We start from the raw sequence: 12766 nt of genomic DNA, 5'->3' as shown, positions 1-12766 counted from the left end.
AACTATTTTTACCATTTTGAAGATAAAATTCGATGACTTGTTGCTTGAAAAGAAAATTGTATTTGGTCATAAAAAATCTGCACCTTAGTGAGTTGGTTATTTAGTCCAACTTTTGGGGTGCAGATCATATACGCCCTTTTTTATTAATAAGAATTCTATGAATTTTGTAAGGTGCCTTAGGTCTTGTGGGGTAGCATAGGTTTTGTAGGGTGGGCGTAAGCCCACGCAGTGTTCTATATTATAGGCTATTATAGGCTGGGCTAAATTATTATATTTCTCCCTTAATCATCAATTTAGGATTACCATCCCAATCTTCGGGAAAAATATCTCTTTTAACATCACGATGAAAAGATGAATACGCCCAATCTTTCACAGCTTGCACATAACCGTGTTTTACGGGATTGTAGTAAATATAATCCCAATGATTTACTAAATCTTGATCATCACGAATTAAATGTTCCCAAAAACGGCGTTGCCAAATACCAGCTTCTCTGCGTTTGATATGACTTGCTGTTGGTTGGCGACATTCTAAGGGTAAACGTTTTGTAAAATTTAATTTTAATAAACGTATTCGTTTAGAAAAATTCATATCATTTTCAGGTAGTTGCATAATCAAATGAAAATGATTGGGCAAAATACAGAGAGCGATAGTTTCAAATGGGCAATGTGATTGTGTTTCTTTATAAGCTGCACGAAATTCATCAATATAGCGGATTAAATAATTCGCTTTACGATTTTGCAAAACCGCTGTGATAAAATACATACCATTTTCAACTTTCATGCGTCGATACCGTGACATATCAAGTTCCTTATATATTTTATATACCCCTAAGGTGGGGGAGGTTTTGTAGGAAATATAGGAAAATATTATAACACAGGTATCAAGATTTTAACGCGTGGGCTTACGCCCACCCTACGTCTGCCATTTGATTTTCCTTAAAATTGTAGGGTGAGCGTAATCCCACGTTGAAAATACAGGAAAATATTTATAACACGAGCATTACGCTTTAACGCGTGGGTTTACACCCATCTTACGTTTGTTATTTGATTTTTCTTAAAATTGTAGGGTGGGCGTAAGCCCACGTTGAAAATATAGGAAAATATTTATAACACGAGCATTACGCTTTAACGCGTGGGTTTATACCCATCTTACGTTTGCCATTTGATTTTCCTTAAAATTGTAGGGTGGGCGTAAGCCCATGCGGGATATATAATAAAACCACTTAGAACCACTAAAAGGCAATCAACATGCTGTTTCCTTTGTCATTATCTTTTCCTCTCACACCAAGTGCGGTCAAAATTGAGCGAGAAAATCTCAAGCAATTTGAGCTCGAGAATTTTTCTCGTTATTCCATTTTTGCGCTTATTGAAAATCGCTGTGATTTTTATGATGCCTTATTGATTCAACTTTGGCATGAAATGGGATTAAGTGAACAACTGGGGATTTCTTTAATTGCTGTAGGCGGTTATGGACGGCGTGAGATGTTTCCTTTGTCGGATTTAGATTTTTTGATTTTAGTCGAGCAAACACCAATCCCAGAGATCGAAGAAAAGATTACCCAATTTATCCAATTTTTATGGGATTGTGGTTTTGAGGTGGGAAATAGTGTTCGAACCTTAGAACAATGCGAATCGGAAGGAAAACAAGATATTACGATTGCCACCAATTTATTAGAAGCAAGATTTCTCACTGGAAATCGACCGCACTTTGATGCGCTAAATGAATTGGTAAAACGTGCTGATTTTTGGTCGAAAGAAGGTTTTTTTAATGCCAAAGTGCAAGAGCAAATAGAACGTTATCAGCGTTATCACAATACGGCTTATAACCTTGAGCCAGATATTAAGTACAGCCCCGGTGGTTTGCGTGATTTGCATTTGTTGTATTGGGTAGCGTTGCACCATTCGGGGGCTTTGACCCTTGAAGCCATTTTACAAAGTGGTTTTATTTATCCTCAAGAATATCAGCAACTACAAGAAAGTCGTGCATTTTTATTTAAAGTGCGGTTCGCTTTGCATTTGATTTTGAAACGTTACGATAATCGTCTGTTGTTTGATCGTCAAATTAAAGTCAGTGAATTGTTGGGTTTTCGAGGGGATGGCAATCAAGCTGTGGAAAAAATGATGAAATGTTTTTTCCAAGCATTGCACCGAATTTCCCTTATTAGTAATTTGCTGATTCAGCATTATCGAGAAAATGTGCTTTCATTAAATCAGGCTACTGTGATTGAACAGTTAGACGATGATTTTCAACTGATTAACCAATGTTTATGTTTGCGTAATAGCCTTGTTTTTCAAGAAAAACCAGAGCGAATTTTAGATCTATTCTTTTATTTAACGCAGTACGAACAGGTCAATATTCATTCTGATACCTTGCGTCAATTACAAATTTCCTTAGAGCAATTACCACAAAAATTATGTGAAATTCCTGCGGCTCGTGAAAAGTTTTTACGTTTATTTAATCAACCCAATGCAATTAAGCGTGCGTTTATGCCGATGCACCAATATGGCGTATTAACAGCGTATCTTCCGCAGTGGCAAGCCATTGAGGGCTTAATGCAATTTGATTTATTCCATATTTATACGGTGGATGAGCATATATTGCGTGTGATGTTGAAATTGGAAAGTTTTCTGTCACAGGAAAGTGCGAAAGAACATCCTATTGCTCATCGAATTTTTAGCCAACTTTCTGACCGCACTTTGCTTTATATTGCGGCGTTATTCCACGATATTGCAAAAGGGCGAGGCGGTGATCACGCAGAACTTGGTGCAGAGGATGTGGCAAATTTTGCACAATTACATAATTTAGATCGTCGAGAAATTGATACTCTTGCTTGGCTCGTAAAATCCCATTTGCTTATGTCAATTACTGCACAACGCCGTGATATTCATGATCCTGAAGTCGTCATGAATTTTGCGGAAGCCGTGCAAAATCAAGTTCGATTAGATTATCTCACTTGTTTAACGGTGGCGGATATTTGTGCAACCAATGGTAATTTATGGAATAGCTGGAAACGTTCGCTTTTTGCCTCTTTATATGAATTTACCGAACAACAATTTGCACAAGGCATGAAAGAATTGCTTGATTACTCAGAAAAATCGGCAGAAAACCGAAAACTTGCACAACAAATTTTAACGCAGGATTATTCCGATATTACGCCAATCTCGATTGAGCAATTATGGGCTCGTTGTCCTGAAGATTATTTTGTGCGTAATACGCCAAAACAAATTGCGTGGCATACAAGTTTGTTGGTGGATTTCGCTGAGGCATTATTAGTGAAAATTAGTAATCGCTTTTCACTTGGCGGTACGGAAGTGTTTATTTATTGCCAAGATCAACCGCATTTATTTAATAAAGTGGTGAGTACCATTGGTGCAAAAAAATTCAGTATCCATGATGCGCAGATTATTACGACACAAGATGGTTATGTTTTTGATAGCTTTATCATCACAGAACTTAACGGGGAATTAGTGGAATTTGATCGTCGTCGAGAACTAGAGCAAGCCCTAACAGTAGCTCTTCAAAGTGAAAAATTACCCGTACTTTCTATTACGCCGAATCGTCAGCTTCAACACTTCACTGTACAAACCGACGTTCGTTTTTTACATGAAAACAAAAAAGAGCATACTGAAATGGAACTGGTTGCGTTGGATAAACCTGGGTTATTAGCGCAAGTGAGCCAGATTTTCACTGAGTTAAATCTCAATTTATTGAATGCAAAAATTACCACTGTGGGCGAGAAAGCCGAGGATTTTTTTATTTTGACGAACCAATTTGGGCAAGCACTTGCGAGAGAGGAAAGGGAAAGATTGAACCGTGTTATTATTCAGCAAATTAGGTAAATATCTCTATTTTATCAATGATATAAAATAACAAAGCAAAGGTTTCTTTTTAATGAATGGAAATAAATAGAGAAGAAAGTAAATTAAAACACATTTTTTATTCAGTTTTATGTTAGAATTCGCAGCCTTATTTTTACTTGACACAGGAAAATTTATTATGAAAATCGAAGCAAGCAAGCAAGCAAGCAAGCAAGCAAGCAAGCAAGCAAGCAAGCAAGCAAGCAAGCAAGCAAGCAAGCAAGCAAATAGTAATCGACTTTTAACTCGTCCACATCAATTATTTTCATTTATTGCAGGTATTTATGCTCTAAGCCTGCCCCATCTCGCCCTTGCTGACACCACAAGTGATTTAACAAAATATGTAAAAATTACCAATGATACTGATGTAACAGCTAGCGGAACAGCTCAAAATAATGACGCTAAAATTGAGAATTCTCGGTTAAGTATTGCTATTGGTCCTAATGCGTTAGTTAAAGATTCAGATACGAAATATACACACCCAAAGGATATGACAACTAATAATCCTGCTGCATCAATAGCTGTGGGGGCAAATGCTAATGTAACAGTATCTCCATACTCAATAGCCTTAGGTAAGAATGCCAAGGTTCTTAATTCTGAGTATAGTTTAGCTGCAGGAACTAATGCAAAAGTAGAAAAATCTGGAAAAATAGTGGCTTTAGGCTTAGATGTTAATGTAACAGACTCTCAAAATTCCGTTGCAATAGGCTGGCAAGCAACTTCTAATAAATCTTCTAATGCCTTTATTGGTGGTTATAACGCAACATCTGTTAATTCTGATAACACTGTAGTAGTGGGGGTTGGAGCTAATATAACAGGCTCTCACAGAGCAATTGCCACCGGTGCAAATGCAACCGTTAGTTCATCAAAAAATGCGATTGCAACTGGTTCAAATGCAACGATTAATTCATCAGAAAATGCGATTTCAACTGGTTCAAATTCAACTATTAGTTCATCAAAAAATGCAATTGCCACAGGTGTAAATACAACCGTTAATTCATCAGAAAAAGCGATTGTAACTGGTTTCAAATCAAAGGCAGATAAATCAGAAAAAGCCATTGTGCAAGGTGTTGAAGCTAATGCAACGAATTCAAATATTTCTATTGTTACTGGTTTCGCAGCAAAAGCAGTAAATTCCCAAAATACGATTGTATTGGGAAGTAAGACAGAATCAGAAAAATCAAACAAAGCGGTAGTTTTAGGGAATAGAGCTAGTGTGACAAGTTCTGATAGTGCTTTTGTTGGTGGCGATCACGCTTCAGCAACAACTTCTGCAGGAGCTTTAGTATTAGGAAATGGTGCTAAAGCGGAAAATGCAGCAGGTTCTGTAGTTTTAGGCGAAGGAGCTAAGAGTTCTATTTCAAATGGGGTGGCATTGGGGAGTGCTTCATCTGCGCAGGTGGATAGGTTAAAAGAGGGTTATGGCTTAACTGATTTAACTAATAATGAAATTCAAACTCAAGTGAAGAAATTTAAAGATGGCGAAGCACAGCTAGTAGCTGATTTACAAACAGCTAAACAAAATTATGAAACTAAAGAAAAAGCTTATGAAAATGAAAAACTGCTAGGATTTGGCATTCAAAATATACCTGGTTTAGGTGGTCTAAATCTAGGTGGACTTTTAGATGGTTTAGGCGTGTCCGCACCAGTAAGTAGCACTGCTAAAGTACAACGTGACGAAGCGAAAGTAACTTATGAAACCAAACAAGCAGAACTGAAAGCCAAACGTAAAGAAGTTAGCACTTGGCTTTCTACTGCTGCGGCAGTTTCTCTCGGCGATGAAGAAGAAGGAATTACTCGCCAATTAAATAATCTTGCTGCAGGGACAAAAGACACCGATGCGGTAAACGTGGCTCAATTGAAATCATTAAAAAACGCAGGTTTAACATTTGCGATGAATGATTATGATAAAACTAAAGATAGCACTCAAAATAAACTAATTAAAACAGAAATTGGTAATATTTTGCAGATTCAGGGCAAAAGTGGTTTGGTTTATAACGATGATAATAAAGCAAAGTACACTTCTGATAATTTAGTGACATTTAACGATAGTGGCGTATTGCGTATTGGAATGTTGAAATCCCCAAGTTTTACTGCTGTTACATTGGGAGAGGGCGATAAAACCGTTTCACTTACCGCTGATGATGGTGTGTTAAAGGCTAGCGGTAAAACCATTTTTACAGAAGATAACTTTAAAACGTTTTTTACAAAACTTTATACTTTTGAAGGCGGTTTGAAAGCAGAAGAAAAAGATGGAAAAACCGTTGTTTCATTAGATAAAGAAGCCATTAAGCAAATGCCTGAATTAAAAGGCGAACAAGGAGAACGAGGTCTTAAAGGCGAACGAGGCGAACAAGGAGAACAAGGTCTTAAAGGCGAGAAAGGAAAATCTGCTTATGAAAGTTGGAAAGAACTGCCTGCTAACCATGGGAAATCCGAAACTGAATTTGCTGAGATGTTAAGTAGCGGAGCGAGTAAAGCAGAGTTACAACAGCTTCGTACTGAACACGATAGTTTGAAAGCGCAAATCCGTAAAGATCAGCAATCTATTCAACAACTCGATCGCAATATGCAAAAAATGAACAAAGATTTGCGGGCAGGGATTGCGGGTGCGACAGCGATTGCTTTCTTGCAAGGGGGAAATTTTGCTGGAGAGTCTGCGGTTTCTGTGGCAGTAGGCACTTATAAAGGCGAGCACGCATTAGCGGTCGGTTATGGCAGACGTTTAACCAATAACAAAATTGAGGTTAAATTGGGAGCGAGTGTCAATAGCCGAAGTGATGTGAATGCGGGGGGAAGTGTAGGATTCCACTGGTAAAATAAAGGATAAAAGTAAAAGTGCGGTCAATTTTGACCGCATTTTTTTATAAAAATACGGGCGTTGAAGTGAAAAATTGTGGTTCTTGAAAAATATATTTCTAGGTAAATTTGCCTTATGTTATCCTTTGCAAAAAATTTTTAGGATCACATTATGTTGAGTATTTTTGTTACTTTTCTTGGCGCGTTTTTAACATTGATTGTGATGCGACCAATTGCCAATTGGATTGGATTAGTTGATAAGCCAAACTATCGTAAACGTCATCAAGGTGCAATTCCGCTAATCGGTGGCGTGTCGCTTTTTGTTGGAAATCTTTTCTATTACCTGATGGAATGGGATCAACTTCGATTACCGTATCTCTATTTGTTCAGTATTTTTGTTTTATTGGCGATTGGGATTTTAGATGATCGCTTTGATATTAGCCCTTTTTTAAGAGCAGGCATTCAAGCAATTCTGGCAATTTTAATGATCGATCTTGGGAATGTTTATCTTGATCATCTTGGTCAAATTTTAGGGCCTTTCCAATTAACGCTGGGGTCTATTGGGCTGATTATCACTGTATTTGCCACTATTGCGATTATTAATGCCTTTAATATGATTGATGGTATTGATGGATTGCTCGGTGGGCTTTCTTGTGTTTCTTTTGCGGCGATTGGTATTTTAATGTATCGAGATGGGCAAATGGATATGGCGCATTGGAGTTTTGCTTTAATTGTGTCGATTTTACCTTATTTGATGCTAAATCTAGGGATTCCATTTGGACCGAAATATAAGGTGTTTATGGGGGATGCGGGGAGTACATTAATTGGCTTTACCATTATTTGGATTTTGTTATTGAGTACGCAAGGAAAAGGGCATCCTATGAATCCAGTAACCGCACTTTGGATTATTGCGATTCCTTTGATTGATATGGTTGCGATTATTTATCGCCGTGTACGTAAAGGTAAAAGCCCATTCCGTCCAGATCGTTTACACGTTCATCATTTAATGGTGAGAGCGGGTTTAACATCAAGACAAGCCTTTTTATTGATTACGTTTGTTTCGGCAGTGTGTGCAACTATCGGTATTTTAGGGGAAGTTTATTATGTGAATGAGTGGGCGATGTTTGTCGGCTTTTTCATTTTATTTTTCCTTTATGTGTATTCAATTACGCGTGCATGGCGAATTACCCGTTGGGTAAGAAGAATGAAACGTCGCGCAAAACGATTGAAGAAAGCATAAAAATAAAGGCTTGTGTTATTAAATTACAAGCCTTTATTTTTTGAGAAAATTCACCGCACTTTAGAGTTTGGTCGATATGTTTTGTAGATAGAAAAAATCCCCAGCCTTTTGGCTAGGGATTGAAATTTGGAGCGGGAAACGAGGCTCGAACTCGCGACCCCGACCTTGGCAAGGTCGTGCTCTACCAACTGAGCTATTCCCGCAATAATGCTTTTATAATGTGAAATTGGAGCGGGAAACGAGGCTCGAACTCGCGACCCCAACCTTGGCAAGGTTGTGCTCTACCAACTGAGCTATTCCCGCAGTTCACATCAGTGAATGAGGTCGCATTATACAAATATTTTTAGGGCTTGCAAGGGCAATTTCATAAAAAGCAATTTTTTGTTGAAGTTTTCGTCAATCTAATTTCATGAAATGTTCGCGATAATAAGCCAACTCTTTAATTGATTCTCGAATATCATCTAGCGCCAAATGCGTATTCTCTTTTTTAAAGCCTTCTAAAATTTCAGGTTTCCAACGTGCAGCAAGTTCTTTTAATGTACTTACGTCTAAATGGCGATAATGAAAATAATCAGCTAAATCAGGCATATATTTCACTAAGAAGCGTTTATCTTGGGCAATGCTGTTACCGCAAATTGGCGACGAACCTTTTGGCACCCATTTTTTTAAAAAGTCTAAGGTTTGCAATTCTGCTGCACGTTCGGTGAGTTTGCTGGCTTTTACGCGTTCAATTAAGCCATTTTCACTATGTGTTTTTTGGCACCAATCATTCATTTTATTGAGTAATTCATCAGACTGATGAACCGCTAATACTGGGCCCTCTGCCAAAATGTTTAAATTTTTATCTGTTACGATAGTGGCAATTTCAATAATACGTTCTTTTTCCGGATCTAAACCGGTCATTTCTAAATCAATCCAAATAAGATTTTGTTTATCGAATGGCATAATATCAGGTATCCTATGCAAAATTTTTTTCATTTTACCAAAAACAAGGGAAAAAACGACCGCACTTTTATGGCTAAACGTAAATTAACTCAAAACCAAACTAGAAGAATTCAATCGAATAATGCGAAAACATTGCATCGCCATAAGAAAAAAGAGGCTGAATGGTCAGATGAAATGCTGGGCGAATCGCAAGAAGGCGTTGTGGTCACACGTTATTCTATTCACGCAGATGTAGAAAATGAACAGGGCGAAATTTATCGTTGTAATTTGCGCCGTACCTTGTCGAGTTTGGTGGTGGGAGATAAAGTTGTTTGGCGTAAAGGCAATGAGCAGTTACAAGGTGTGAGTGGCGTGATTGAGGCGATTCATCCGCGAGAAAATGAAATTTCTCGCCCAGATTATTACGATGGTTTGAAACCCATCGCGGCGAATGTTGATCGTATTATTATTGTATCAGCGGTGTTGCCAACGCTTTCCTTAAATATTATCGATCGTTATCTTGTTGTGTGTGAAATAGCTGAAATCAAGCCATTAATTGTTTTGAATAAAGTGGATTTATTGGCGCAGGAACAGCGTCAAGAAATTGAAGAACAACTTAAAATTTACCAAGATATTGGCTATGAAATTTTAATGCTTTCAGCAAAGAGCGGTGAAAATATGGAAAAATTAACCGCACTTTTGGCACAAGGCACGGCGATTTTTGTTGGGCAATCTGGTGTCGGTAAATCGAGTTTAATTAATCATATTTTGCCTAGCGTAAATGCTCAAGTGGGAGACGTGAGTGAAACATCAGGCTTAGGACAGCATACCACGACCTCATCGCGTCTGTATCATTTGCCACAAGGTGGTAATTTAATTGATTCACCAGGAATTAGAGAATTTGGGCTTTGGCATTTAGATGCGGAGCAAATCACAAAAGGGTATCGAGAATTTCAATATGTATTAGGCACCTGTAAATTCCGTGATTGTAAACATTTGAGCGATCCAGGGTGTGCGTTACGTGAAGCCGTCGAGCAAGGCAAGATTTCGCTTGTTCGTTATGATAATTATCATCGATTAATTGAAAGTTTAAGTGAAACAAAATCACAACGTCATTTTTCAGCAGTTTAACGATTGCGCAAGCTGGATGATAAATAAACAAATCCTGCGTTTTTTTATGATCTAATTCAATTTTTTTAGTGTTTATTCTTGATTATTCGCTTTTGAACAAGGATACTAAGGCGGATTTTATCTTTGTATTTTTTTAACTATTATTTAGTAGAGAGGTAGCATTATGTACTCAAAAGATGTTGAAATCACCGCGCCAAACGGTTTACACACTCGTCCAGCAGCACAATTTGTGAAAGAAGCCAAAGCATTTTCTTCTGATATCACAGTAACATCTGCTGGTAAGAGCGCAAGTGCAAAAAGTTTGTTTAAGCTACAAACACTAGGTTTAACACAGGGTACGGTGATCACCATTTCTGCTGAAGGCGAAGATGAGCAGCAGGCAGTTGAGCATTTAGTCGCTTTGATTCCAACTTTAGAATAATTCTTACTTAGCCATAAAATTGTGAAATTTTATGGCTATTGTTTATCTATTCCTTTTTAATTATTTCGGAAGGTATCTATGATTTCTGGTATTCTCGCATCACCTGGTATTGCCTTTGGTAAGGCACTTGTTCTTAAAGAAGAAAAGATTGTTCTTGATACACAAAAAATTACTGATGATCAAATTGACGCAGAAGTCGCTCGATTTTACGAAGGACGTAGCGCGGCGGTGGAACAACTTAATTCAATCAGAGAGCGTGCATTAATTTCTTTAGGCGAAGAAAAAGCTGCAATCTTTGAAGGTCACTTGATGATTCTTGAGGATGAAGAATTAGAAGAAGAAATTCTTGATTATCTTCGTTCAAATAAAGTTAATGCCGCAGTTGCAGCGAGCAAAATTATTGATCAACAAGTCACAATGTTGTCGGAGATCGATGATGAATATTTAAAAGAGCGTGCTGGTGATATTCGTGATATTGGTAACCGTTTAATTAAAAATATTTTGGGCATGTACATAGTAGATCTTGGCGATATTCAAGAAGAATCAATCCTTGTCGCTTATGATCTGACTCCATCAGAAACTGCCCAGCTTAATCTTGAAAAAGTATTAGGGGTTGTCACTGATATTGGTGGTAGAACATCTCATACTTCTATTATGGCGCGTTCTTTAGAATTACCAGCGATTGTAGGCACAAATAATGTGACCGAATTAGTCAATACGGGTGATTACTTAATTTTAGATGCCATAAATAATCAAGTTTATATCAATCCAACACAATCTCAGATTGATGAATTAAAAACACTTGAAGCTAAAATTTCTCAGGAAAAAGCCGAGTTAGCTAAATTAAAAGATCTTCCAGCAATCACCTTGGATGGACATAAAGTTGATGTGGTCGCGAATATCGGGACAATCCGTGATTGTGAAGGGGCAGATCGCAATGGTGCGGAAGGTATCGGTTTATACCGAACTGAATTCTTATTTATGGATCGTGAACAGCTTCCGACGGAAGAAGAACAATTCATTGCCTATAAAGAAGTGGTAGAAGCAATGAACGGGCGTTTAACCGTGCTTCGTACTATGGATATTGGTGGCGATAAAGAGCTTCCATATTTAGATTTACCAAAAGAAATGAATCCATTCTTAGGATGGCGTGCGATTCGTATTGCGTTAGATCGCCGTGAAATTTTAAATGCACAATTACGCGCGGTGTTGCGTGCTTCAGCATTTGGTAAATTGGCGGTGATGTTCCCGATGATTATTTCTGTAGAAGAAATTCGAGAATTAAAAGCGGTTATTGAAACATTAAAAGCGGAATTACGTGCGGAAGGTAAAGCGTTTGATGAGCATATTCAAGTGGGGGTAATGGTTGAAACACCGTCCGCTGCTGTAAATGCAAAATTCTTAGCAAAAGAAGTAGATTTCTTCAGTATCGGTACTAACGATTTAACTCAATATACTTTGGCGGTGGATCGAGGCAATGAGTTAATTTCGCATCTCTACAATCCGATGCAGCCATCTGTGCTTGGTCTAATTAAACAAGTGATTGATGCTTCTCACGCAGAGGGCAAATGGACGGGAATGTGCGGTGAATTAGCCGGTGATGAACGTGCAACCTTATTGTTACTTGGTATGGGATTAGATGAATTTAGTATGAGTGCGATTTCTGTACCTAGAATTAAAAAGTTAATCCGTAATGTGAATTTCCAAGATGCAAAAGCCCTTGCTAATGCCGCATTACAAAAACCGACCGCTTCGGAAATTGAGCAGTTAATCGAAGAATTTTTGGCGGAAAATGTATTAAATTAAACAAAATTGTTTGATTTTACGTTAAAATAACAGCCATCTATGAATTGATAGGAGATTAAAATGGGCTTATTTGACAAGTTATTCGGTTCAAAAGAAAACAAATCTGTGGAAGTTGAAATTTATGCACCTATCTCTGGTGATATTGTAAATATTGAAGATGTTCCCGATGTAGTTTTCTCTGAAAAAATCGTGGGTGATGGTGTTGCTATTCGCCCTACCGGTAACAAAATCGTTGCGCCGGTGGATGGTGTGATTGGTAAAATTTTTGAAACCAACCATGCTTTCTCAATGGAATCAAAAGAAGGTGTAGAATTATTTGTACACTTTGGTATTGATACCGTTGAGCTGAAAGGTGAAGGTTTTACTCGTATTGCACATGAAGGTCAATCAGTTAAACGTGGAGATACTGTGATTGAATTTGATCTTCCTTTATTAGAATCAAAAGCAAAATCTGTGTTAACTCCCATTGTTATTTCCAATATGGATGAAATTTCTTGCATCGTGAAAAAATCAGGTGAAGTCGTCGCTGGAGAGTCAGTGGTATTAAGCTTAACTAAATAATTTCTTTACGATAAAAAAGTCCGCCT

The 12766-nt window shown here is 37.7% G+C and carries 9 protein-coding genes and 2 tRNA genes; 7 read left to right on the top strand and 4 right to left on the bottom strand.

Annotated features, from left to right (window positions below):
• Positions 1-268: 268 nt before the first annotated feature.
• Positions 269-799 (bottom strand): REP-associated tyrosine transposase, encoded by a 531-nt coding sequence (locus DV424_RS01580; RefSeq protein ID WP_118858828.1) that lies wholly within the window; start codon positions 797-799, stop codon positions 269-271.
• A gap of 449 nt (positions 800-1248) precedes the next feature.
• Here DV424_RS01580 and glnD point away from each other — a divergent pair, with 449 nt between their 5' ends.
• From glnD to wecA, 3 genes are all read left to right on the top strand, one after another.
• Positions 1249-3840: a bifunctional uridylyltransferase/uridylyl-removing protein GlnD gene (gene glnD, locus DV424_RS01575; RefSeq protein ID WP_118858827.1), complete on the top strand. Its 2592-nt coding sequence runs from the start codon at positions 1249-1251 to the stop codon at positions 3838-3840.
• A gap of 109 nt (positions 3841-3949) precedes the next feature.
• On the top strand, positions 3950-6676 hold the full coding sequence (locus DV424_RS01565) for a YadA-like family protein (RefSeq protein ID WP_275045362.1): 2727 nt from the start codon (positions 3950-3952) through the stop codon (positions 6674-6676).
• A 153-nt stretch (positions 6677-6829) separates the two neighbouring features.
• Entirely contained in the window at positions 6830-7897 is a 1068-nt protein-coding gene (gene wecA, locus DV424_RS01560) for a UDP-N-acetylglucosamine--undecaprenyl-phosphate N-acetylglucosaminephosphotransferase (protein ID WP_118858824.1), read from the top strand.
• Positions 7898-8024: 127 nt separating this feature from the next.
• Here the strand turns inward: wecA and DV424_RS01555 are convergent.
• The 3 genes from DV424_RS01555 to orn form a co-directional block, all read right to left on the bottom strand.
• A tRNA-Gly gene (locus DV424_RS01555) sits at positions 8025-8100 on the bottom strand.
• A gap of 24 nt (positions 8101-8124) precedes the next feature.
• Positions 8125-8200, bottom strand: a tRNA-Gly gene (locus DV424_RS01550).
• 93 nt (positions 8201-8293) lie between these two features.
• Positions 8294-8842 (bottom strand): oligoribonuclease, encoded by a 549-nt coding sequence (gene orn, locus DV424_RS01545; protein WP_114908912.1) that lies wholly within the window; start codon positions 8840-8842, stop codon positions 8294-8296.
• A gap of 69 nt (positions 8843-8911) precedes the next feature.
• Here orn and rsgA point away from each other — a divergent pair, with 69 nt between their 5' ends.
• The 4 genes from rsgA to crr all read left to right on the top strand — a co-directional run bounded on the left by rsgA (position 8912) and on the right by crr (position 12740).
• Complete coding sequence (rsgA, locus tag DV424_RS01540; protein ID WP_118858835.1) at positions 8912-9952, top strand: small ribosomal subunit biogenesis GTPase RsgA; 1041 nt, start codon at positions 8912-8914, stop codon at positions 9950-9952.
• A 163-nt stretch (positions 9953-10115) separates the two neighbouring features.
• A complete protein-coding gene (gene ptsH / locus DV424_RS01535) occupies positions 10116-10373 on the top strand; it encodes a phosphocarrier protein Hpr (protein ID WP_005628404.1) in 258 nt (85 codons plus the stop codon).
• Between the two features lie 78 nt (positions 10374-10451).
• The gene (gene ptsI / locus DV424_RS01530) at positions 10452-12179 is read left to right on the top strand and encodes a phosphoenolpyruvate-protein phosphotransferase PtsI (RefSeq protein ID WP_118858823.1); all 1728 of its coding nucleotides are present in this window, start codon (positions 10452-10454) and stop codon (positions 12177-12179) included.
• Positions 12180-12239: 60 nt separating this feature from the next.
• Positions 12240-12740, top strand: a complete 501-nt coding sequence (crr, locus tag DV424_RS01525; RefSeq protein WP_118781615.1) for a PTS glucose transporter subunit IIA — start codon at positions 12240-12242, stop codon at positions 12738-12740.
• Positions 12741-12766: the final 26 nt, after the last annotated feature.

The sequence above is a fragment of the Haemophilus haemolyticus genome (assembly GCF_003493605.1).
Classification (GTDB): domain Bacteria; phylum Pseudomonadota; class Gammaproteobacteria; order Enterobacterales; family Pasteurellaceae; genus Haemophilus; species Haemophilus haemolyticus_J.
The sequence above is the reverse complement of the archived record's forward strand: the minus strand, read 5'-3'. Positions and strand labels throughout refer to the sequence as shown.

Excerpts from the sequence above, each read along its gene's own strand:
- ptsI (WP_118858823.1), top strand. The coding sequence starts at position 10,452 with ATGATTTCTGGTATTCTCGCATCACCTGGTATTGCCTTTGGTAAGGCA.
- rsgA (WP_118858835.1), top strand. The coding sequence starts at position 8,912 with ATGGCTAAACGTAAATTAACTCAAAACCAAACTAGAAGAATTCAATCG.
- orn (WP_114908912.1), bottom strand. The coding sequence starts at position 8,842 with ATGCCATTCGATAAACAAAATCTTATTTGGATTGATTTAGAAATGACC.
- crr (WP_118781615.1), top strand. The coding sequence starts at position 12,240 with ATGGGCTTATTTGACAAGTTATTCGGTTCAAAAGAAAACAAATCTGTG.
- DV424_RS01565 (WP_275045362.1), top strand. The coding sequence starts at position 3,950 with ATGTTAGAATTCGCAGCCTTATTTTTACTTGACACAGGAAAATTTATT.
- wecA (WP_118858824.1), top strand. The coding sequence starts at position 6,830 with ATGTTGAGTATTTTTGTTACTTTTCTTGGCGCGTTTTTAACATTGATT.
- ptsH (WP_005628404.1), top strand. The coding sequence starts at position 10,116 with ATGTACTCAAAAGATGTTGAAATCACCGCGCCAAACGGTTTACACACT.
- DV424_RS01580 (WP_118858828.1), bottom strand. The coding sequence starts at position 799 with ATGTCACGGTATCGACGCATGAAAGTTGAAAATGGTATGTATTTTATC.
- glnD (WP_118858827.1), top strand. The coding sequence starts at position 1,249 with ATGCTGTTTCCTTTGTCATTATCTTTTCCTCTCACACCAAGTGCGGTC.